At 44.8% G+C, this 24,104-nt stretch carries 17 protein-coding genes; 11 read left to right on the plus strand and 6 right to left on the minus strand.

The window, feature by feature from the left end; translation table 11 throughout:
• Positions 1-220: 220 nt before the first annotated feature.
• From R8O10_RS10630 to deoD, 4 genes are all read right to left on the minus strand, one after another.
• Entirely contained in the window at positions 221-1,804 is a 1,584-nt protein-coding gene (locus R8O10_RS10630) for a GGDEF domain-containing protein (protein WP_318191369.1), read from the minus strand.
• Positions 1,788-3,272 (minus strand): hypothetical protein, encoded by a 1,485-nt coding sequence (locus R8O10_RS10635; RefSeq protein ID WP_005375137.1) that lies wholly within the window; start codon positions 3,270-3,272, stop codon positions 1,788-1,790. The genes R8O10_RS10630 and R8O10_RS10635 overlap by 17 nt, the downstream gene beginning before the upstream one ends.
• A gap of 166 nt (positions 3,273-3,438) precedes the next feature.
• Positions 3,439-4,908 carry a lactate dehydrogenase gene (locus R8O10_RS10640; RefSeq protein ID WP_318191370.1) on the minus strand — a complete coding sequence of 490 codons (1,470 nt, stop codon included), beginning with the start codon at positions 4,906-4,908 and terminating at the stop codon, positions 3,439-3,441.
• A gap of 70 nt (positions 4,909-4,978) precedes the next feature.
• Positions 4,979-5,689, minus strand: a complete 711-nt coding sequence (gene deoD / locus R8O10_RS10645; RefSeq protein ID WP_005375140.1) for a purine-nucleoside phosphorylase — start codon at positions 5,687-5,689, stop codon at positions 4,979-4,981.
• 398 nt (positions 5,690-6,087) lie between these two features.
• Here deoD and R8O10_RS10650 point away from each other — a divergent pair, with 398 nt between their 5' ends.
• Genes R8O10_RS10650 through R8O10_RS10665 form a run of 4 tightly spaced genes read left to right on the plus strand, consistent with a single transcriptional unit; the run spans position 6,088 to position 10,199 of the window.
• Entirely contained in the window at positions 6,088-7,038 is a 951-nt protein-coding gene (locus R8O10_RS10650; RefSeq protein ID WP_258476604.1) for a YbgA family protein, read from the plus strand.
• Complete coding sequence (locus tag R8O10_RS10655) at positions 7,028-7,828, plus strand: MerR family transcriptional regulator (protein WP_005375142.1); 801 nt, start codon at positions 7,028-7,030, stop codon at positions 7,826-7,828. Before R8O10_RS10650 ends, R8O10_RS10655 begins: the two co-directional genes overlap by 11 nt.
• Positions 7,829-7,850: 22 nt before the next feature.
• On the plus strand, positions 7,851-9,266 hold the full coding sequence (phrB, locus tag R8O10_RS10660; RefSeq protein ID WP_318191371.1) for a deoxyribodipyrimidine photo-lyase: 1,416 nt from the start codon (positions 7,851-7,853) through the stop codon (positions 9,264-9,266).
• A gap of 6 nt (positions 9,267-9,272) precedes the next feature.
• On the plus strand, positions 9,273-10,199 hold the full coding sequence (locus R8O10_RS10665; RefSeq protein WP_318191372.1) for a L,D-transpeptidase family protein: 927 nt from the start codon (positions 9,273-9,275) through the stop codon (positions 10,197-10,199).
• Positions 10,200-10,225: 26 nt separating this feature from the next.
• On the opposite strand, the gene R8O10_RS10670 is transcribed toward R8O10_RS10665, so the two are convergent.
• The gene (locus R8O10_RS10670; RefSeq protein WP_005375145.1) at positions 10,226-10,480 is read right to left on the minus strand and encodes an Lpp/OprI family alanine-zipper lipoprotein; all 255 of its coding nucleotides are present in this window, start codon (positions 10,478-10,480) and stop codon (positions 10,226-10,228) included.
• Between the two features lie 550 nt (positions 10,481-11,030).
• Here R8O10_RS10670 and R8O10_RS10675 point away from each other — a divergent pair.
• From R8O10_RS10675 to R8O10_RS10700, 6 genes are all read left to right on the plus strand, one after another.
• Positions 11,031-12,374 carry a DEAD/DEAH box helicase gene (locus tag R8O10_RS10675; protein WP_176311321.1) on the plus strand — a complete coding sequence of 448 codons (1,344 nt, stop codon included), beginning with the start codon at positions 11,031-11,033 and terminating at the stop codon, positions 12,372-12,374.
• A 324-nt stretch (positions 12,375-12,698) separates the two neighbouring features.
• A complete protein-coding gene (locus R8O10_RS10680) occupies positions 12,699-14,696 on the plus strand; it encodes a prolyl oligopeptidase family serine peptidase (RefSeq protein WP_318191373.1) in 1,998 nt (665 codons plus the stop codon).
• Positions 14,697-16,838, plus strand: coding sequence for a TonB-dependent hemoglobin/transferrin/lactoferrin family receptor (locus R8O10_RS10685; protein ID WP_318191374.1), 2,142 nt, complete (start codon positions 14,697-14,699; stop codon positions 16,836-16,838). It begins immediately after the preceding gene.
• A 9-nt stretch (positions 16,839-16,847) separates the two neighbouring features.
• A complete protein-coding gene (locus R8O10_RS10690; protein ID WP_318191375.1) occupies positions 16,848-19,100 on the plus strand; it encodes a proprotein convertase P-domain-containing protein in 2,253 nt (750 codons plus the stop codon).
• 25 nt (positions 19,101-19,125) lie between these two features.
• Positions 19,126-20,577, plus strand: a complete 1,452-nt coding sequence (locus R8O10_RS10695) for a DUF1566 domain-containing protein (protein ID WP_171344174.1) — start codon at positions 19,126-19,128, stop codon at positions 20,575-20,577.
• A 1-nt stretch (position 20,578) separates the two neighbouring features.
• Positions 20,579-21,154, plus strand: a complete 576-nt coding sequence (locus R8O10_RS10700) for a DUF1566 domain-containing protein (RefSeq protein ID WP_005375151.1) — start codon at positions 20,579-20,581, stop codon at positions 21,152-21,154.
• A gap of 108 nt (positions 21,155-21,262) precedes the next feature.
• On the opposite strand, the gene R8O10_RS10705 is transcribed toward R8O10_RS10700, so the two are convergent.
• On the minus strand, positions 21,263-22,906 hold the full coding sequence (locus R8O10_RS10705; RefSeq protein ID WP_005375152.1) for a methyl-accepting chemotaxis protein: 1,644 nt from the start codon (positions 22,904-22,906) through the stop codon (positions 21,263-21,265).
• A gap of 331 nt (positions 22,907-23,237) precedes the next feature.
• On the opposite strand from R8O10_RS10705, the gene R8O10_RS10710 reads away from it, so the two are divergent.
• A complete protein-coding gene (locus tag R8O10_RS10710; protein ID WP_005375153.1) occupies positions 23,238-24,059 on the plus strand; it encodes a phosphate ABC transporter substrate-binding protein in 822 nt (273 codons plus the stop codon).
• The last annotated feature ends 45 nt before the right edge of the window (positions 24,060-24,104 follow it).

Genomic DNA, 24,104 nt, shown 5'->3' on the forward strand with positions numbered 1-24,104 from the left:
AATGGAAAATCTACGTAAATTAACAATTTAAGTATTTGTCTTAACTACAGATGAATCAAGCGGTTTTTATGTAGGAATTATGTTTATGCGATGTAAGTATCCACTGATGTTTATTGGCAGTTAAGGTGTTGCTGAGTACTTATTTAAACAAGCAGTGAAGTGATATAGGAAGGATAAGTAAAAAGTATACTAAAGCCCCAGGTGTCAACCGGGGCATGGTTTAAAGTTCGGTACAGACTTGGTTTCTGCCATTGGCTTTGGCGCGATAAAGAGCTTTGTCTGCACGATAAAAAGTTCGCTGAGTATTCTCGCCTTCTCGATGCAAGGTAATCCCTATGGATACGGTCAGCCCCCGCTCACCAAGAATATCGTCCCAACCATATCGATAAATCCGTTCACGATAATTCTCGGCATGCATTTCTGCGCGTTCCAGTTGGGTATTCTCAAGGATCACGAGGAACTCTTCACCACCAAATCGTACGCACGATGCGCCTTTAAATCTGAAGTAGGACGCCAGTTCCTGTGACACACTTTTGATCGCTTTGTCGCCCACCAAGTGGCTTAGTTCGTCATTGATGGATTTGAAGTGATCGATATCGATGACCATCAATGCAAATGCAGTATCGTGCAGAAGTAGATCTTTTAGTTTAACTTCTAACCAGCGTCTGTTGTGTAAAGACGTAAGTGGATCGGTAAAGACGTCCTGCTGTAGCTGAGCAACAGTATTTTTATGCTGCTTGGTGGTTTCTTTTAGTTCTTTGTTTTCTAGCTCTGACAAAATGAGTTTGAGTTGTAACTCAAAGCGTGAAAGTCGGCGTAGTTGAGCAGACCCTAACTCACCGATCGGAATATGTTTTACAAGATCAGATTCGATTCTATGCGCTTTTTTTTCACAATTTAATGCTTCTTGATACAACCCTTGAGAGGCGTAAACTTGACTCATCGCGTTATAAAAATGCTGAGTAACGATAGGAGATAGTTGCTTTTGAATCCTTTTACTGATGGAGTCCAACGTTAAATTAGCTAAAGAAGTGTGCCCTACACCGTTTAGACAATACGCAGTCTCAATTTTGACCATCGTGGATAACCAGTATGTCGTGGCACTACCCGTTGTATACTGAACATTCGAAATAGCCAGCAACGCATTGGGGTAGTCTTCTTGCAGACGATGTAATTTGGCTCGGTAGAGGTGAATTTGTGCGGCGAGGTTTTTATCACTGACGAGAATGCTCAGTTCTTCACATTCACTCAATAGTTCTTTGGCGTCTGCGGTACGGTTCAAGCTGATATAACAGGCAAGCATGTACAGCTTGTAACGAAGGCGTAGGGATCGACTGCCAATAGCGTGATCGATAGCATCTATTTTTTGATAATAACGTAATGCACGTTGGTGATCCCCATGGGCATCGCACAAATTACCCATTCCAATAATGGCCAATACGTACTCATCAATATAGCCGTACTCGACGGCGATATTGGTTGAAGCAACATACTCGGTTAATGCCGCATTGTAGTCACCTACTTCAACCAAACGCTCACTCAAGCTTGCTTTCACAGAAAGAATATCTTCTACATCCTCTGGTAAAACAAGCAACTCAAGCGCTTGTTTCAATTCACTAATGCTGTCGTTGAGCTGTTTGATCTCTCTTCGATACTCGGCGCTAATGATATAGCAATGCGCTTTCTCTCGGTTTGTTGACGCAATATGTAACCCTATGTGTTCCCATAGCGTAATCGCTTCTTCACCTGAAACGGAAGAAGGATCGATACCTGCGTCAGTCACCTTGCTAAGCAGTTGTTCCATTCTTCATTACCTCAATATAACTTTCTTCGAGCTGTTCTAACGTGAATGGGAAGGTCAGGATATCTTGCAAATACAGTATCGGTTTCGGGCCTTTGATTCCGCGTCGCTTCCATGGATAGATGTCTAACATCGCTTGGACAGTGCGGTAGACCTCTTCTGCTGCTTGACCTTTTTCTGCAATTAACATTGCTAGCCTGTTACTGGAAATTCTCGAGATGAGGTCGCTGGAGGTTGTCAATGCATGAACGAGCTCGGTACAAACATCGAGAACTTCGGGGTTTGAATGCTGAATCATAATGATGGCGTGGTTAGAGCGTTTGAGCTCCGTTTTAAACAAAACTAACTGTTCCCACCAGTAGGTCTCAGAAACGACATTAGAGAACTGTTTTTCAGGGTCGTATTCGTGTTGAGAGCGAATATGATTGATCAGCTTACGTGCTCGCTGCTCTAGTTGGCGTTTAGAGCCTCTTGCTTTATCCATGCTGATTCGATGAGTTTGTTCTTTGAGCATTTTGAGTGCGTGCTTACGGTATTTCTTGAACGCGTTAAACGCAGACTCAAAGTCACCTTGTTCTTCAGCGACTCGTGATTGTTGGAAGCAAATTTGGCTGAGTAGCTCACCGTGGTCGAAACTGAGTGCAGACTCTTCTGCTGCAAGTAGCAACTTGGCAGCGCTGTCTGTATTTTGGCGCAAAAGCTCAAGTCTTGCTCGGCTAATAAAAGAGTGTGCTTTCATCCAAACGAGGTCATGCTCAATGGCGAGCTGGTGGGCTTTTTGGGTGGCTTCTTCGGCCGCATCAAGGCGTTCTAGTCCAAGCAGTGCTAACCCTTTAAAGTCCCAGATCTCGGCTTGCCACGTACTGTCATCATGATCTTTTAATACTTCGGTTGCTCCATCCAGTACCGTAAGCATCTCGACAAACTTATTTAGTAAGTAATAGTCCCAAGCTAATAGGATGCGCGCTTTGCCTTCTAACCAAGCAATACGAACATTGTTTGCCACTTTAACGGCTAACTCATGAGTTGAAGCGGCAAGTTGGTGTTCATTAGTGATGCGCCATACATTACCAAGCCCAATTAGAGATTCGATTTGAATTTCAACATCATCAACAAGAGCAGATTGTTCGAGCGCATTAATCCAATATTGTTGCGCGGAATAATACTTTGCTTGGCCCCAATATTGGAGTGCAAAAAGATGGAGAATTTCCGGGAGATGATCGTCGGTTTCAAGCTGTGTTTGTTTGCTGTAAGCGTCTTTGACGAGTTTTAAGCCTTGTCGGTAATCCATTAGGCACCAACAGCATTGCGCCATGATGAGTAAGGCTTTGATCTCTCCGTCCACAAATAAAATTTGTTCCGCGCGGATACGATATTGCTGCGCAATATTAAAGGTATGTTTAGGGGCCGATTTTATTTGGCCTTTAAGCTTAGTGAGATCATCTTCTAGCTGAATTTGGTTTTTATCCAACGTTCACATCCATGACTATCGAACTGGAAATCACACCTAATATTAAGTGGTTAGATGCATGTTTCTTTACCAAAGCGATGCGGATAACGTTTTGGTAAACGATCAGGGGCCGTAATGTATACCGTTACAACCCCTAATTACTACATCTAAATTACCAATAGAATAGCTACGATAGGAGCTGTTTGATTGTCAAAGGTGCATCAGAGACTTCCAACCTTTGTGCAGCGGTAAGACCTTGTTTATCCTGATAGCACAAATTATGCCAAGCTCTGAATATATCTAAAAGAGGTAAAATACCAGCAGGTCGTAATTTGCGACGTGGCTCGTTAATGAAGCTTTCGAAAAGAATCTGAAAGCGGTTTTGATAAAACTTCACATGACGAGTTGTCGCAACGTTAAACCATTTTTCAGGCTCATTTTGATCGCCAGCGAGGTAGCAAATGCCTTTGTGGTTTTCGTTTTGACTAGAGATTGCCCAACGATCGCGCCACCAACTCATATAGGCGATATCGACTTTGCCAAAGGGAGTGCTCATGTCCCAACTAGCGTCCTCTTCTACATACATCAAGTCGACACTTTTCTCTTTAATACGAGGTAAACAAACGCTCAATGCAGCTGAACGTAGTAGGGGATCTTGAGGCATGTATAGAGATACACGTTTGTTTGGGCAGCACATATCAAGTACGTGCAAATAGTGTGCATACGAGGTGTATGGCGGACGGACTAATGCCCCTTTTGAAGGGTAATGAAATACAGATAGATTACCAAGAGGGTCTTCTACGTTACCGCGAGCCAAAATTGTTTGGTATTTTTGGTCAATTCGCTCTCTGAGGTGATGAGAAGGTTCCGCAAGCGGCTCACTTGCTTCCGCTACGTACTCCTGGGAAACAAAACGAGACACCTCATCGTAAGGATTATGATCGAGAGTTGCGATTGGCTCTTCATCAGCGGAATAATTGACGTGCTGGCAAAGAATATAGCCAGAATGCGCTTCGCCAGAAACAATCCAATACACACCATTATTGCTGTTCGGTTGCAATGCAATATAGTTTGAGGCCAATTCATAATGCGTTGCGTGGTTTACCCAGCGCGCATCAATGGTTGCCAGCTTGCGGCGGCAGCGGCTAGCTATATGGTCAACATGATCGTAAAAGGTTTTTGGGTTAATACTAAGCTTGCGGCAGATTTCTCGTACGGAATATCCCGTAAACAATAAACCCATCAAGTTCTCTTGAAATTGAAGCTTCTTGTTGGCACCAGACCACTTGTCGACAAAGGTACTTTGACACACTTTACAGCGGTAACGTTGGCGATCGCCACTGTAACCGAAAGCGTGATAGAGGTGTTTGTGAGTGTGGACAGAAAGTCCAAAGTTGTCGCAATCATTATTACGGCAAGCAGGCAACCCGTCACTGTGGACGTGCCGCAGGCGATGAAGTTCGTTCACGACATCGCGATTATTAAGTAAGGGGGGGAAAGCTCCACATTCACGGCATACCATCGCCGGACGCTTAGGGTTCGCATGTTGCAGAACGTAACGCTTTGCATCACTCAATCCAAAGTTGTCACACGCCAATGTTTTACAAAAGTTGAGTTGTAACCCATCTGCGTCTTTTGGCAGTTCGCCGTTAGACACAATCGCCCCCTCGGGATAATTCGGGCAGCCAGCATAACTCTGGCTGCAAATTATTACTTACTATTTGTTCTTAGATGTTGATTGCAGTTTCTAGTGCAACTTTCATCATGTCGTTGAACGACTTCTGACGCTCTTCTGAGCTTAGTTTTTCACCACGGATGATGTGGTCAGAAACTGTCAGGATAGTCAGTGCTTTCGCGCCTAGGTCAGCTGCTACGCCGTAGATACCAGCCGCTTCCATGTCTACACCTAGGATGCCTAGTTTTTCCATCTTCTCGAAGATGTCTGCTTCTGGTGTGTAGAACAGGTCTGCAGAGAATACGTTACCTACTTTTACAGGCACTTCCTGAGCGCGTGCTTGGTTAACTGCTTCTTCTAGAAGACCGTAATCAGCGATTGCTGCGAAATCGTGGTTGTTGAAACGGATACGGTTAACTTTAGAGTCTGTAGAAGCACCCATACCGATAACAACGTCCATTAGTTTCACGTCGTCACGTACTGCACCACAGCTACCCACACGGATAACGTTTTTCACGCCGTATTCAGCGATTAGCTCGTGTACGTAGATACAGCAAGACGGGATACCCATGCCGTGGCCCATTACAGAAACTTTTTTGCCTTTGTAAGTGCCAGTAAAGCCGAACATGTTGCGAACGTCACAAACTTGTTTCACATCTTCTAGGAACGTTTCAGCGATGTATTTAGCGCGCAACGGGTCGCCTGGCATCAGAACTGTTTCAGCGAAATCACCTGGTTGTGCGTTAATGTGTGGGGTTGCCATAAGTGCTCTCCAAAGTTTTGTTTTGATAAAACGCCTCTATTATAGAACGCTATTACCAATTCTGTTGAACTTGTTCGTTTTCGTTGAGGCAATAATATCGGGACGTACAGTGGCCCCTTGAGAGCTTAGTCACAAAAACCACGCATTTAGAAACTGCAACTACTATTGATAACCAAATCTGTTGAAATCAAAAGAGCAATCGATTTGCTTTTGAGCAGTTTGTCGATTGCGCGCACAAATTCTTTGTTTTTGGGCCAAACTTTTTTCTGACAGCTGGTTGATCGAAATACTTTCGAGTGAAGTAAAACGATTAAATTGTACAACTTATTTTCTTGTACAATCTGGAAAGGCTTGCTATAAGTTATACAACAAAACTTTTTGTATAGGGATGCGTCATCATGGAATCTTCAATCAAAGTAGGTATCAGTTCGTGTGTTTTGGGTGAACGAGTGCGTTTTGACTCTGGTCATAAGGTGAGCAACTTTGTGACTAAAGAGCTCAGCCCGTATTTTGACTTTATTTCGGTATGCCCTGAAGTCGGCGTAGGTATGCCAGTACCCCGTCCAACCATTCGTCTTGTTTCTAATGAAGAGCGTGTTGCATTGGTTGAAACCAAAAATCCAGAAAATGATCATACCGACAATATGCTCACTTACTCGGCCAATAAAGTAGAAGAACTTCAAAGCGAGCAGCTTTGTGGTTACATCGTTTGTGCCAAGTCACCAACTTGTGGCATGGAGCGAGTCAAGGTTTACAGCAAGAACAGTGCTGCGAAAGAAGGTGTTGGCTTGTATACGCAAACATTGATGCAAAAAATGCCTTGGTTGCCTGTTGAAGAGGATGGCAGACTTAACGACCCTGTATTGAAAGAAAATTTTATTACTCGAGTATTTTGTCTAAATGACTTTTACGACTCGATGGATGGTGAGCCTACTCGTGGCAAAATCATCGACTTTCATTCGCGCTACAAACTGACGTTAATGGCACACCACCCAGAGTCATACCGCTCCCTTGGCCGCTTAGTCGCTGATGTCGCTAATTATGAAATTGAAGACTTTTACCAAGAGTATCGTTTAGGACTGATGAAGGCGTTAACGAATCGGGCTAGCCGAAAAAACAACACAAATGTGTTGATGCATTTACAAGGGTACTTCAAACGCTCACTAACTAAAGAAGAAAAAGAAGAGTTAGCGACAGTGATTCACGACTACCGAATCGGAATGCTGCCTCTGCTAGCACCACTTACATTGATTAAGCATTACTTAAATACTTACCCAGACGAGTATTTAGCAAAACAGAAGTTTTTAGAACCGTATCCGCAGGAGATGAGATTGCGCTATGGTTTGTAGTTCAGAAGAAAAACTATACGCGATCCGAGATGTCGCAGAAATCACGGGTGTAAAACCAGTTACGCTGAGAGCTTGGCAACGAAGATACAACTTGATCCAGCCTCAGCGAACTGAAAAAGGACACAGACTCTATCGCCAGCAAGATCTCGATACGATTCGCGAAGTCCAGAGTTGGCTCGCGAAGGGGATTTCGATTGGTAAAGTGAAGGGGCTGCTAGGAAAAAGCGCCGATGTCGAAGTCAAAAACGAGGTTCGCACACTCGAAGAAGTTGAAAACATGCTGCTTGCGCTGTCTACCCTGAATCGAGGAAAAGCAGAGAGTTTACTTGCCTCTGTTCTTAAAGAGTACCCACTAAAACTCGTTATTGATCAGTTTATTAGCCCAGTATTTGATGCGCTAGATATGGTAAAAGGATCGTTGCGATCCTTGCAGGTGGGGTTATTTCAGACTTGTTTAATCACTCGACTTGCCCTTGTTATCGATTCTGAAAACAAAGCCGCTTCCAAAGGAAAGTGTCTGCTCATTAGCTTTGAACAAAACAGAGAATCTGAGAGTTGGATTCAAGCAGCGAAGCTTTGTGAACAAGGGTATCACACGACTTTGATCGATAAGGTTGATGATGTTTCTGGTCTACTAGATCACGAGGTCATTGAAAATGGTTCGTTTATCTACCTTTTCTCCAATAAAGCACTAGCTGCTAAACAAGTAGCGTCCATCAAAATGCTTCACGCACAGCTAGGTGATCGGATGGGGTGCTCTGAAGTGATAGAGAAATTACACCTAACTTAGTAGACAAAAGATAGGAGCTACCATGATTTTAGTATGGTTTCGACGTGACTTACGTACGTTAGACCACACGGCACTCAAAGCGGCATTGGATTCAGGTCAGCCTGTCGTCGCTTGCTTTATCGCGACGCCAGAGCAGTGGCGGGAGCATCACATGGCGCCGATGCAGGCAGACCTCATTGCTCGTCGCTTAGCTAGTCTTAACGAGGAGCTTGAAAGCCTTAATATTCCCTTTTTGTACAAAGAGGTACCGTCGTTTTCCGATTGTACAGATGTGATTAGTGGGTGGGCGGAAACACTTGAAGCCACGTCTGTCATGGCAAACATTCACTATGAGGTGAACGAACGAGAGCTCGATACACAAGTAAGTGAAGCGTTAGCTTCTCACGATATCGAATTTGAACTGTTTCATGACAAATGTGTGCACGCGCCAACGACGGTTCTTAATAAGCAAGGCGAATATTTTAAGGTGTTTACGCCATTCAAGCGTGCTTGGTTAACGCAGTTCCATATGCCGACGGTAGTAAAACCTCACGAGCAAGCGCCACTCAATAAAAAGGTACTCGAACAAATAGAGTCGGCTCGATTTAATTCAAGCTTCACATTTAGCTATGCTCGAGAATCCAGTGAAGACTGGCTGGCTTCGACTAATGATATTTTGATGCAGCTTAGGGAATTTGCACGGGAGCGCAGTGACGCGTATCAAAGCGAGCGAGACTTTCCAGCTATTGGTGGCACTAGCCAACTGTCTCCATACCTTGCGATTGGCGCGCTATCACCAAGGCAGTGTATTGCTCGTTTGTATGCTGAAAATCAACAAAATGACCTTACAGAAGGGAAAGCAACTTGGTTAAGTGAGATCATTTGGCGTGAGTTTTATCAGCACCTATTGGTTTTCGAACCAAAACTCGTCAAAGGCAAAGGATTTATCGATTGGGAGGATAAAATCCAGTGGTCCTATGATGAGAAGGCCTTTGAGCGATGGAAGACAGGAACAACAGGATACCCAGTCGTTGATGCAGCAATGCGTCAGCTCAATCAAACAGGTTGGATGCACAATCGATTACGTATGATTGTCGCGAGCTTTCTTACCAAGGACTTACATATTGATTGGCGATGGGGAGAAGCGTACTTCATGAGTAAGCTGGTGGACGGCGATTTTGCAGCGAACAATGGTGGCTGGCAATGGTCTGCTTCTACGGGCTGTGACGGGCAGCCATACTTTCGTATTTTCAACCCGATAAGCCAAGGCGAAAAGTTCGATGCTAATGGTGAATTTGTGCGCCACTGGGTACCAGAAATCAAAAGTGTACCGAACAAATACATCCATAAACCTTGGACTTGGGAGGGCTTTTCTTTACTGGAATATCACAAGCCGATGGTTGATCACAAGACAGAAAGAGAGATAACCTTACAGCTCTTTAAAAGTGCCAAGGAATAGAGTGAAATGCTTAGCAAAAAGCGATCAATGAGTTTCGCAAAACGTACCCTGCTATCTGTGTCGTTATCTTTAGTGAGTGGTCTATCATTCGCTAAGATGTACGAATTACCAGAGGATGGAAGCCGTTTAATTGGTCGCCTTGAAAACCACGTCGTGCAAGAAGGCGAAACCATGGCAAATATCGCTAAGCTCTACGATGTGGGTATGCTAGGTTTAATGGCCGCAAACAAAGGCGTGGATCCCTTCTTACCAGAAGAGGGGCATGTTCTTACTATTCCGACACAGCTAATCCTCCCAGACGTACCTTATAAAGGTATCGTTATTAATCTAGCCGAGCTGCGCTTATATTACTTTCCGAAAGGAGAGAATATTGTCCATGTATTTCCTGTCGGAATTGGCCGAATAGGGCGCGATACCCCAGTAATGACAACGCGTATCAGCCAAAAACGACCGAACCCTACATGGACTCCTCCAGCCTCTATTCGTGCCGAGTACAAAGCAAAGGACATTGACCTACCAGCCGTTGTTCCTGCGGGGCCTGATAATCCACTTGGTATGTTTGCATTGCGTTTAGCTTACGGGAATGGCGAATACCTAATTCATGGTACCAACAAGGACTTTGGGATTGGTATGCGAGTCAGCGCGGGTTGTATTCGTATGGACCCAAGTGACATTGAGTGGTTATTTGACAAGGTTCGTAACGGCGAAGACGTTAACATCATTAACCAGCCTATCAAAATGACACTTGAGCCTGACAGAAGCGTGTTCTTAGAAGCACATGAGCCTTTGACTCGTAGTAATGGCGAGAAAGATGAACTGAAAGTGCCGAAAGAGTTAAAGTGGTGGTTGGATGAATTCGGTATGAAAAACGTGAAGGCTAAAGCAGCAATCGCTGCACAGAATGGGGTTCCTATCGAAATAACCGCGCCTTAACGGGCGTTAAGACGCGGTATCAAATCTTACTTAGTGTAAGACTGAGCGATGTTATCGATACGCTCGTTAGCACGCTCAGCTTCTTCTTGAGCAGCCATTGCTGCTGCGCCTGATTTTTGAACGTCAGATTGAAGAGCTTGTACGTCTTGGCTTAGTTGGCTAACTTGGTTGCTTAGTTCGTCTAATTTTGCTGCATTTGCTGTAGCTGCGTCATCAGAAGAAGCACAACCGGCTAGTAGAAGTACTGAAGTTGCTGCAGCTGCGATCAACGTTTTGTTCATATAAGAACTCCTTGCTTATAGTGAAAGTCTCGCCACTAACTATTATTTTATACAGTAGCGAGGTTAAATGTGGTTACATTTTATCAGTACATGATGTAGCAAAAGTCAAAAAAACCCAAGAATTTCATGGAGTACCTGACGTCAACTTTTACCTGAACTTAACAAAGTTTAACTACCTATCCTTTATTTCGTTCTCACAACAGTTTTCATAGCAGGTGTATTTGCCACGTTCCTGATATCAATAATTTAGACGATATTGACACAAATGAAAGTTTATTGGCCCAAATAACTGCTATTTAAGTCGTTTTGTTGATGGATAGAAGGCATATTTGAACGGCTTTTCTCTAAACTTCCTGTCCAGCTGCTCATCAAAAAGGCTAGTCTTTACTCTGAACTGAGCCACAAATGATGTTTTACCGTTACCACAGGGAATTAGTTTGTGTGATCTCTATCTATACTCCTATGATTTGCGGTATTATACCGAGCTTTATTTTTTTGCTGCGTTAGAGCGGAAACGACACTACAGAGCGCTCAGACGCTGACTGATTTATTGGAGAATACTTTGCAATTTAAAGATCTAGGCCTAGACAACCGATTGTTGAAGAACCTAAAACACTACGATTTTAAAAAAGCGACTGACATTCAGCAGCAGGCGATTCCTGTTGCGATTGCAGGCAAGGATCTATTGGCATCTTCGAAAACAGGTTCGGGCAAGACTTTGGCGTTTGTATTGCCAATGCTTCATAAGTCTTTAAAGACAAAATCGTTTTCTGCGAAAGACCCTCGCGCGGTAATCCTTGCTCCTACTCGTGAGCTAGCGAAACAAGTATATGGTGAGCTTCGTTCTATGCTAGCTGGCCTATCTTATGAAGCAGCACTGATTTTGGGTGGTGAGAACTTTAACGATCAAGTAAAAGCTCTGCGTCGTTACCCGAAATTTATCGTGGCGACACCAGGACGTTTGGCTGATCACTTAGATCATCGTTCGCTTTATCTGGATGGTTTGGAAACGCTGATTCTTGACGAAGCAGACCGCATGTTGGATTTGGGTTTTGCACCAGAGCTTCGTCGCATTCATAAAGCAGCCAAGCATCGTCGTCGTCAAACGTTGATGTTCTCTGCGACATTAGATCATGCAGACGTCAATGAAATCGCGGCTGAAATGCTCAATGCGCCAAAGCGAATTGCTATCGGCGTTTCTAACGAAGAGCATAAAGATATCACGCAAAAATTTTACTTGTGTGATCACCTAGATCATAAAGAGGCAATTTTAGATCGTGTTCTTTCTGAGGCTGAATACCGTCAAGTTATTATCTTTACGGCAACGCGTGATGATACTGAGCGACTAACAGAAAAGCTGAACGAAAAGAAACTGAAGGCTGTAGCACTAAGTGGTAACTTGAACCAGACTCAACGTAACTCCATTATGAGTCAGTTTGAGCGCGCAGTATTTAAGATCCTTGTAACGACTGATGTTGCTTCCCGCGGTTTGGATATTGCAACTGTGACACACGTCATCAACTTCGATATGCCAAAGCATACCGAAGAATACGTACACCGAGTTGGTCGTACTGGTCGTGCTGGAAACAAAGGGGATGCAATCTCTCTTGTTGGTCCAAAAGACTGGGATAGCTTTAAACGTGTAGAAGCATACCTACAACAAGATCTTGAGTTTTCAGTGTTCGAAGATTTGAAAGGTAAGTTTAAAGGCCTTAAGCCACCTAAACCAGATTTCCGCAATAAGAAAGCGACCGCAAAGAAAGCTCGCCCTCAAGCGAAAAAATCGGCGAAAAAACCAGCTAAGCGTGACAAGAGCTTCTACAAAAACGTATCTGTGGGTGATGATGTCTTCATCCCTAAGAAAAAACCAGCGGCACCGAGCTCTGAAGAGTAAAAGCTGCTGTAGTTTCCCACGGATTTTAGTTCTTAAAAATCCGAGTGTTCGCACTCGGATTTTTTATGTCTGTCGCTAGGTGAAATAGCGTTTTTCCATACTCACTCGTTTGTCAGCTTTTATATTTGTCTGGTTGTATATAAACAGCATAGAACGCTAATTTAGAAAGTTATTAAGTTTTATTACCTCGGTCAAAGCAAACGTTTTTCCTCACACACTAGATAAAAATCTCACATGATTATGAAAATGATAATTGATCTCATTTTTATTTAAGGGCAGAATACGCGCCATTGTATTAATCCTATAAATGAATTCGCTCTCTATATGAAATTTACTCATGTTTTTTTAGGGCTCATAATTACCTCTAGTTCTGGCTTTGCTGCTGATGATTTCAACTGGCTTCGAGATGATGCTCGTAAAGATGAGCGAGTTCTTACCTACCTAACAGAACAAAACCACAAAACTGAACAGCACCAAAAAAGTTATCAGACGTTGACAAAAAACCTACTCACGCAGTGGGATACCATGGTGGCAGACAAAGGTGATAAGCCATGGTCGATCATGAGTGGAAGAGAGTGGACGCTAACGCGTCGCGATGGTCGTTACTTACTATTATCCCGTGCGAGTCAACATGCACCAGAAAACGTGGTGTTCGATTTCGATGAACGACAATCTGCGCATCAGTACTACCAACTTGGTCAATGGCAAGTGAATGGTGACACGCTCCTTTTCACGGAAGATATCGACGGTAGCGAACAATATCGTGCTGTGGTTGTTGATTTACTCTCCGGCCAATCTACGGAACTGGCGACGCACGTCGATAGTGGCGTATTGTTGTCACCTAACGGGAAAGTGGCATTCCTCGTTGCAAAAGAAAAGCGCACTCAGCGACCTCATCAGATCTTACGTATCTCCACTGAATCTTTGGCAAAAACAGTCCTATGGAATGAACCCAAGTCAGATTGGTTACTTTCTTTCTATCGTGCGGCAGATAGCCGTTATGCTGTGCTGCAAAGCAACAACGAGTCAACAACAGAGCAGAAGCTTGTCGACCTAGAAACGGGCACTGTCTCAGATTCATTGCGAAAGCCTGAAGTGGGTGTGGAATATTACGCGGATGTGGCGAAAGGTTACATTTATCTTAAAAGCAACCTGGAAGGAAAGTTCGCCCTTTACCAAGCCGAACTCGCACCGCTTGGCGCAACATGGCAACGCTTCACCAATCCTCGTGAGCCGCTTGAACAGTTCTACCTTTATGATGCAGGAGTTGTGGCACTTAGTAAGCCAAACAATGTGTCGACATTGACGGTGTATTCTTACCAAGGGCAGGAAAAAGTGATACTGCCATTGGAACACGATGGTCATGTCGCTTGGCTAAGCACATTGGGCGATTTTGAATCAAACAAAATTCGTATCCGAAGCATGTCGATGACTACGCCTCCTCAGTGGGAAGAGTTCGATGTAAAAACGCTAAATAAATCCTTGTACTCTCAAGATGTTTACCAAGACTTTGATAGTCAGCGTTATGTATCCCAACGTATTTTTATTAAGCACGACGGCGTTTCTGTCCCGGTCTCTTTGGCGTATCGCAAAGACAAATTGCACCCACAATCTCCTGTGATGATTTACGGTTACGGCGCGTATGGTTTTACGATGAAACCGTACTTTATGCCTCAGGTTATCAGTTTACTCGACCAAGGTGTGATTTACGCTATCGCCCATGTCCGTGGCGGTGGGTACTTTGGCGATGAATGGCACGAGCAAGGCCGTGGTGTGCGAAAAGCCAATTCTATTGGTGATTTTGTCGCGGCCGCGAAGGCGCTGCAAACATTCGAACGTGGCAATAGAGAGGTTTTCGCCATCGGTTCTAGTGCTGGTGGCACGTTGGTGGCCGGAGCGGTTAATCAAGATCCTAAATTGTTTTCAGGTGTCGTACTTAAAGTGCCTTTTGTTGATGTGGTTGCAAGTATGTCGGATACCTCACTTCCGCTTACCACACAGCAGTATGGCGAATGGGGTAACCCAACCAAACCTGAACAATTGGCGTTAATGAAGGCGTACGATCCGATTCTCAATATCCATAAAGACGCTTACCCACCCATGTTGGTTCAAGTCGGTTTAATCGATCAGCGCGTGCCATATTGGGAAGGCGCAAAGTATCTCGCTAAAGTTTCAGCGTTAAGTGAGCGCAACGGGCCGTACTTGTTGCAAACTGATTTTAATTCGGGCCACCAAATGGACCCACGACAAGCGCAAGAACAACAAGCAAAAGAATACGCATTTCTACTATCACTCATTAAAACATCTAAAGCGGAGCAGTAAATGAAGCTTACCCCAGTGTCAGCGGCAGTACTTTCGGTACTTGCTGCCAGTCAAGTGCACGCCGAATCTAAGGTTTTCTCAATGGAAGAGGTGGTGGTAACCGCCAATAAAATCGATCAGCCATTGTCAAAAGTGGCAGGTAGTGTCGCGGTTATCACAAACGAGCAAATCGAAGAAAGAGGCGAGACCGAGCTATATGACGTGCTGCGTAACGAACCTGGTGTAAGCGTGACGGGCGGTGCAGGACGTCCGCAAAACATTACCATCCGTGGTATGACGGGTAACCGCATTATGATCGTTCGTGATGGCATTCGTTCTGCGGATGGCTTCGGTGCGAATGACATTAATGATGCCGTTGGGCGAGATACTTTTGATTTATCCAATTTTGAATCGCTGCAAATCATTAAAGGGGCAAGTTCTTCGGTGCATGGCTCTGGCGCGATCGGCGGTGTGGTGATTTTAGAATCCAGCCAGCCGGGTGATTTCTTAAAAGACAAAGACTTCTACACCGATGTTTCCGGTACTTACACCGATATCAGCAACAAGTACAAAGGCACGAGTAATCTAGCTTTCCGTTCCGGTGATACAGAGAGTTTGTTTAACGTTTCATACTGGCAAGGACAAGAGACACGTAACTTTGATGAAGATTTGTATAACCGCGACCTCGATGGTTACAGCGGTGCTTATACGATCAACCACTTTTTCAATGAAGAGGTGATGTTGAAAGCCAAAGCGGAACTCTACACCCAGAACCAAGAGCGTTTGGAGGGTTCACCGTCCATTCAACCTGATGGAATTTGGCATATTGAAGACTTTGCTGAGGATGAAACCACAGAAGAGTACAGCGCTTATATTGGTGCAGAGGTGACTCCGATTAATCCAACTTGGTTCGAAGAGTTGGATACCAAAGTTTACTGGCGTCACACCGAAGTGGTGGAAGACACCAACCGTTTAATGCGCCAAGTGGATCACAATGGTTTGATCACCAAACGTCGCGAGCTGGAACACAAAACCTTCATTGACGAGACAATTGGCTTCCGTGGCGACTTCACCAATACGATTTATGCAGCAAATGCAGAGCACCAATTGGCTTACGGTGTCGAGCTTTCTACTGACTATTACGAACGCACAGATAGCGATTCCAAGATTGATTGGAACGGAGTAACGCCTTCGACCAAACAACCTTTCGCTCCTGCTCGTGCTTATAACATTGGTTTGTACGTTCGAGACATGGTGGAACTGGATAAATGGACCATCACTGGCGGCCTGCGCTTTGATGCGCACCGTTTAACGCCGGACGGTGAGGGTGAAGTGGGCGGCTTCCCATTAAAAGACATGGATAGCTCAGAGGTATCTCCAAGCCTGTCGGTTTCTCGTGAAATGTTTGCCAACAACATCGTTTATGTATCGTACAACCACGGTTACCGTGCTCCGGAATACGACAAAGCATATGGCTTCGTGAACCATGATTTCGTGCCGCTGACGCCTTTTGTTATCGCACCTAACTTAGACCTAGAAGCTGAGACTTCGGACTCATTTGAAATTGGTAACAAGTTCGATAACGGTCGTGCGCATGTCTATGCGTCTGTGTTCTACAACAAGTTTGAAAACTTCATCGATGTTGTGACCACAGGCTTTGACTCAAGCACTGGTAATTACATCAAACAGTACCAAAACCTTGATGGCGTAGAGACTTATGGCGCAGAGCTTTCTGCGGGGTACGCGCTCACCAAACAATGGGACATCAGCACTAAGTTTGGCTACGTAGATGGCAAAGACGCGGAAGGCGAATACGTTCGAAGCATTACGCCATTCGAAGGTAATGCTCAACTGAAATACGCCAACCAAGACTTCAATGCTTACGTGGCTTGGAACTGGGCCGCTGCTATGGATCGCGTTCCTAAATGCCAGACCACGCTTGGCCTAGCGACAGAGTGTGCGCAGACAAGCGCGTGGAATACGTTTGATATTGGCGCAACTTACTACGTTTCCAAAGACCTTCGTGTTAGCGCAAACATCGTCAACTTGTTCGACAAAGAGTACATCCGATACCAAGACGTAGCGGGTATCGCTGAGGAAAGTAAGCGTTACTCAACTGAGCCTGGGCGCTACTTCACGCTCAATGCAAAATACGAATTCTAGGACGAAATCATGAAGCTAAAACCATTGGCGTTTTCGCTGCTCATTGCTTGTACCCCTGCGGCACAGGCTGCAGAGTGGGATTATCCCGCAACGGACTCTGTGGTAACGAATGAAGCGCAAGCGAAAACTTATCTAGACAGCCACTACTCAGAAGCGGGCGAGTTTAAGTTCCGTTACAAAACCCAGTCTCAGCTTGGTGAGCATTACAATTTTGATGTTTGGGTAAACGGTGAATATCAAGCACAGCGCACCCTAGTAGTAACAACCGATAAAAATCATCACGTTGTGCGAGTGTTTAAGAGCCTTGAAGATACGATCATTCGCAACGGTAAACCAACGGTTGCAATGGAATTGGAATCGCCTCGCCAACTGCAAGCACAAGAGCCACCGGCTTTGAGCTCTGGAAGTCTGGTTAATATTGAGGTTTCTTTATTCAACCCAGATCTTCGCACCATGCAACAGCAAGCGGCACCAGAATCGACGTGGTCAGCACTGTCCGATTACCCTCAGCCGATCGAGTACGTCACCAAGTCGATTGAGGTTTTACAGTCCGGCGGTAAGTTCTATCTCTCTAACCCAAGATTGAAGCAAGTGGATGCGACGGGCTTATTTGCAGCCCCAGCACCTGGTGAAGCGCCTGTACTCGATACGTTGGACTTTCTCAGCGCAGAAGGGGTTCAAGCATTTGACAGTGTTGATGAGATGCAAAGCACCGAGTTTGGTGACAATGCGTTCCCACAGTTGATGGCTTTTTATCATCTTGATAGCTCGATCCAATATCTGACAAGCCTGACTTACGACTTGTTTGACGAACCGCTTCGTTTTGATGCTCGTGGTTTATCAAAAGATAACTCTACTTACTATTACGGTCCGAAAGCTCTCATGCTGGGTGTCGGTGGTGTTTCTCCGGATGCAGTCGATGCTGATGTCGTGATACATGAGCTCGGGCATGGCATTCATTACCAAATCGTACCGGATTGGGCGTACGGTCACACTGGTGCTATCGCAGAGGGTTTTGCTGATTACTGGGCGGGCAGCGCGAGCTACCGCATTCAATATTTGGATGCTTCGCGTCGTGGTCAAGAATTCGAGTTAGATACGGTGTTCAACTGGGACGGTGTGTTCGGAACACGCAAAACAACTCGTAGCTTATGGAACCAAAGAGCACGTTACTTCGAGAGCTCAGAGTATCCAGCGCACGTCAGTGTGGGCGGTGAACTAGGTGACGAGCTATGGTCAACGCCGCTGTTTCAAGCGCTTAAAGCATCGGTTGAACGATACGGTGATGATACCGATAACGTGTTCCGCGAGTTTGACGCCATTGTACTTGAAGGTATGTACGGCATTGGTCGTGGCGTGAAAATGCATGATCTGGCGGAATCGACCGTGTTTGCCGCAAACACCTTGTTCCCAAATAAAAACTACGCCCAATTCCTGACGGACAGCTTCAACAGACACAACTTACTTAAAGCGCCTCTTCGTGTTCGCTATGACGCTCGATACATCGCACAAGGTCAAGACGTTGGTTTGAGCCTGAGCCAAACTGGCCGTGAAGCGAGCATCAAAGGGCAATGGCAGCTAAACAACGCATCTGTTTTCGACTTTGATGAAACGCTTTCTGACTCGACCTCAATGAAGGTGGCGTTACCAAGCGGTCTAACATGTGGCACGCAATTCGATTCCTCTATTTCATTGGATTATCAATTTTCTGAAGGCCTAAAGACTCACCAGTGGAGTGAAAAGGTGATGCTGGTTAATGGTACGCCAGAGCTCGATATCCAGCCTCAACCAGTGAACTCCGCTTTGCCGGAACAGGGCGACAGACTGTTCTCTCAGACGCTATCGGACAAGTCACGCACGATTGATGATTCGTTTGCGGTTTACCTGAACATCGAACATGACTCACTGCAAGATCTGCAAGTGACGCTAGTGTCTCCACAAGGCAAATCGGTCGTGCTACTTAGCCATCAATCAAGCAATACCAAAGGATTTAAAGGTTACTTCACCGCTCAGTATGACGAGGAGTTACAAGCACTTGTCGGTCAACCGAGTTGGGGTACTTGGCGTCTCGAAGTGTCTGACCGCGTGTCAGGGAACTCTGGGGTGTTGAAAGAGTGGGGTGTGAGTCACTTTGCTCAGTATCAGTGTAGTGCTGATACCACTAAAGAAAGCAGTGGCGGTGGTTCAGGTGGCAGTGGTTCGCCTTGGACCTTGTTAGGACTTTTCCTGCTTTCAATGGTGAGAGTGATTCGCTCTCGTTAATTAAAATCAAAAGAAGATAAAATCTATGAAGTTTCAATATTCTTTCGTTGCTATGTCACTAGCCCTAGCTGGCTGTGGCGGAGGTTCTGGTGGTGACACGTCGGCACCGACCTATGATGTAGCTGGCACCATCGTTTCTGCAGGTACACTTCTTGATACGCCAGTATGTATCGATTTAAACCAAAACTACGTTTGTGATTCCACTGAACCGAGTGCTAAAACGGATAATGCCGGTAAATTTAGCCTGACTTCAAGCGACAAAAACGTACTAACCAGCACCATTCTTGCTCAAGTTGATCAAGGTTCAAACCAAACGTTGCGTCTTGCGGCTCCGGGTCAAAATTTAGCAACGGGTAACACGGTCAATGGTGTAACAACGTTGCTCGCGGGTCTTGTAATTGACGGTAAAACCGTTGCTCAAGCTGAAGAGATTGTGAAAGCGCAACTCGCCGATGCCGGCGTTTCTCTTTCTGGTACGGTGATGTCTAACGCAGAAGCTAGCGAGCTAGACAAGCTAGAGCAAAACACGGTTGTGCTATTAGCTGCGATGCAACCAAAGCAAATGATCAAAGGCGTAGCGCTGCTTGCTCAAAATCTTAGCTTTCAAGGTAAATCGTTGGCCTCTGATCTTCTGTCTGAAGCGGAAGTAAGTGCATTTGCTGAAGAAATTGTAGCGGTTGCTGAACAAACGGTTGGTAGTAACGATACGGGCGCCGTTCTTTATTTTGCTGAAGGAGCAGCAGACGTTGCTGAGGTTCAAGCGTCTTACCCTGGTCAAGATGCAGAATACGGCTTCGACAAAGAGGACAAGCAAACGTCGACAGGCGCTGGCTTTAAGTTCGTTAAGCTAGATTCACAAGGTGCAGCTTTAGCTGCAGATGCGACTGAGTGGGCTTGTACTATGGACGAGCGTACTGGTCTTGTTTGGGAAAACAAAAGTGCGGATGCGAGCTCAGTTCAATTTAAAGATCGCCTATTTGCGTTTGAGTCTGAAACATTTAAGCCATTTAGCAAAGATGTAGAGCTTGCAGGTTGTAAAGACGCTGGTGATGAAGTTTGTACCACTAGCCAATATGTTCAGTACATAAACAAACAATCGTTATGTGGAATCACTGGTTGGCGCTTGCCTACTTACCGTGAGACTTATGACTTACTAGACTTTGGTGAACAAACACTGTTTGCTCCGAACGATGAATATGCAAAATACAACGTCTATGGTTTTAATGTTAAATACTTTCCACAGCAAACCATAGGTAGCCCTTATTTAGGATATGGTGCGTTTTGGCATAGCGACTTTAAGTTTACGAATGCATCATCACAACTTATTGATGGCGAGATTTATTTCCCTGCGATTGTCTCCCGGGGCAAAGATAGAGGCACTATTTCATACGTCGAGATTCGATCAAGCAACACAAGTGCGGGTGCCGATGATTCTTACCAATTCCCAATCCGTCTAGTCGCAGTTAAGGGGCAATAAGATGAAGAAATTAATAACTGTACTATCTCTTACTTTGGCTTCTCAAACTGCAATAGCTGCACAAGAGTGTTCTACTGACTTTGCTAAAACGGCACCTAACACGCGTTATACATATTCTGAGAGCGGTACCGTAACTGACCTGAAAACAGGTCTAACATGGATGCGCTGTCCAGTTGGTATGACATGGAATGTAGGAAACCAAGAATGCCAGGGGACGCGATCTACAATGTCATGGCAACTCGCTCTCTCCACAGCCAAACAAATTCGTAATAAGGACGGCAACCATCCTCTTCACAATTTTGCTGACAAAAAAAATTGGCGACTAGCAAATATCAAAGAGCTAGTATCTCTAACTGAGCGAGCTTGCCACAGCCCAGCCATAAATAGTACAGGGTTTGCTAGCGGCTATAGTCTGAAAGATGGAGATGATGTTCTAGGGCGTTATGTCTGGAGCAACACACCTAATGGCGACGGTAAGCATGTTGCAACTTTTGATACGACTAATGGTGAGGTTTTCAATAGAGATCCGTTAAACTCAAGTTTCAAAAGCTCTCTCTTGTTAGTGACAGATGAATAATAATTATTACGTTAATAAGGGTTGATAGCTTTGCCTTTATGATAGGCTCCGCCAGTGCGGAGCTTTTTCTTTTCTAACCTTTGGAACTTATCGTGTTGAGCAGAGTATTTAAACTTGGAACTGCTTAAGTTGATGTTTTTGATTTTCTGCTAAACCAGACAACTCTTGCGCTGCCGCGGCGGATTGAGTGATACCAGTGACGTTCTGGCTCACTAGTTCATAGATGTTCGTTAAGTTGTTGTTGATATCAGCCGTAACCTGTTTCTGCTCTTCTGATGCGGTCGCAACTTGAGTGTTGATTGAGTTCAGATCGGCGATAGCATTACTGATATTAGCAAGTGATTGGCTAACTTCTTGTGTAAGAGCTTGGTTGTCTGACAACATGGCTAAGCTGGAATGCATACTTTCATTTGCGTGACCAGATTGTTGCTGTAGCTCTTCTATAATGGTTTGGATCTCTTTGGTGGACTCCTGAGTTCGCGCTGCCAGCATACGTACTTCATCGGCCACTACCGCAAAGCCTCTGCCACTTTCGCCCGCCCGTGCAGCTTCAATCGCTGCATTCAGTGCAAGTAGATTCGTTTGCTCAGAAATACCTTCAATCACTTCGATCACGCGACCAATGTGTTCTGATTGATCTTTTAGTGAAGTCACGACGGCAGCGGCTTCGTTAAGTTGTTCCGCCATCTTTTCACTTGCGCGAGTGCTTTCCCCAAACATGCTTATACTTTGTGAGGTTAACGTACGTGCTTGATTTGATGCACTATCGGCTTCTTGTGCATTGGTCGATACTTCAGCTGCGGTCGACTCTAGCTGATTGATCGCCGAGGCTACTTGCTCAACTTCTTGCTTTTCTTGATCCGAGTTGACGCTGCTTTGAGTCATAACAGTTGCTAACTCGGTTGATGCTGATGCCACATCTTCACTAATGCGAACCAATGCGCTTACAGTTTCACGCAGTTTTTCTATGGTCTGGTTTACATCTCGAGCCAGCTGAGACACTTCGTTTTTCCCGATGGCTTCGGCCTTAACTAGTAGGTTTCCCTTCGCGACTTCCTGCATCGTTACTTGAAGGTTACGAATCGGCGCAACGATGTAGCTGGCGAGTACCCAACTAATAAGTGAAGCGGCACTCAAGATCACCGCAAGCGAGACGGCGCTGTAAGTTAGCGTGGTTGAATGTTGTTCGCCATTCGTTTCGACTTCATCGGTGACGATTTGATTCAATTGTTTAGATAGTTTGTCGATGGCGTTGATCATCGCTTCGCCAGCTAATCGATACTCAGCCATTGCAGATTCGTACTTTTGATTGAAATCAGAGGTGGTGTAATCAGAAGAGTGTTTAGTGGTGAGCAGAGGTGTCATGGTAACGCGAGTGAAATCAACATAGTGATTCATGGCCTTACGCATAGCATTGACTTCATTTTGAACGCCAGGGAGATTGTCGATGGAGTTAAGAAAATCGCGGTTTTTGTTTTGTCGCTCAGAAAGCTCTTGGTTGAGAGACTGAACATCTTCGGCTCTAAATAGACTATAAATGGCTTTGATGCGCATGGCGTAAGTGTTGTCTACGATGCCGCTAAGTTCCTCTTTGTGAATGATTAGCTTATGGGTGGAAGCCGAAACCTTATTGAATGCTTGATCGAGTTTACCGATTCCGACACTCAGTCCAATGATGAGTAATATAACTGTGAATAGAACAGGCAGAAAAACCTGAAGTTTAATAGAAAGCGTACTAAGAAATTGACGCATGAGATTGACCCTCTATCGGTTTGATTATTATCTTTTTTATAAATAAGCATTTCGATTTTAATTGTTATATTTGCCAAATCAATGAGTTACTCATATCTAATTGTTATGAAATGTACCAAAATCGATGGGGTTATCATCTTGAACATGAGGCAACGTTATAAAAACGTTACGTTCAAATTGAGAGAGGGATAAGTCGCGGAATTAATAGTTAGAAATGACAACGTGTCATAGAGGGTTCAACTAAGTGAAACACAACTGTCATATTCAAATTCTAAAGTGAGCACCGTTCAAGTGAAACACAACGGCAATAAAGCCACTTAAGGAAATTGTGATGAAAAAGACAGTAATCGGTGCAATCGCACTTCTAGGCGCAATGGCAGTGACTCCTGTTTCTGCTAAAGAAACTATCTCTGCAGTGGGTTCTAGCAGCGTAACTCCACTGATGGAAGTTTTCTCTGAAACGTACATGAAGAAGAACCCTAACGTATTTATCGAAGTTCAAGGTCCTGGTTCTTCAGCTGGTGTAAAAGCAGCGAAAAATGGTTCAGCAGACCTTGGTATGTCTTCTCGTAATCTAAAAGACTCTGAAAAAGAATCAACACTAATCGAAGAAGTGGTTGCTCGTGATGGTATCGCAGTGGTTGTTAACCCACAAAACAAACTGCCAGGTCTAACAGCCGAGCAAGTGACTGCAATCTACAAAGGCGAAGTATCAAACTGGAAAGAAGTCGGTGGTGCAGACAAGCCAATCGTAGCCATTACTCGTGACACAGCTTCTGGTACTCGTGGCGCATTTGAAGACATCATGTCTCTAAAAATGAAGATTTCTGGTAAGAAGGTATCAGCTATCTCTCAACGTGCTCAAGTTGCAAACGGTAACGGCGCACTGAAAACAATGGTTGCATCTAACCCATACGCAATCGGCTACATTTCTCTTGGTACTGTAGACAACACTGTTAATGCGCTAGCAATCGACGGCGTTGATGCAACGGTAGCTAACGTTAAAAACGGTTCTTACAAAGTAGCGCGTCCATTCCTTGTTCTTTACAAAGAAGGCAAGCCATCAACAGAAACGCAAAAATTCCTAGACTGGATGCTAACTGACGAAGCGCAAGCGCTAGTTGACCAAAAAGGTTACATCTCAGTTAACTAATCCCATCGGGACTCTAAAGTTTGCTCAGCCCAACGTTTCGGGCTG

This window comes from Vibrio sp. 1727 (assembly GCF_033344415.1).
In the GTDB taxonomy this organism is placed as follows: Bacteria; Pseudomonadota; Gammaproteobacteria; order Enterobacterales; family Vibrionaceae; genus Vibrio; species Vibrio alginolyticus.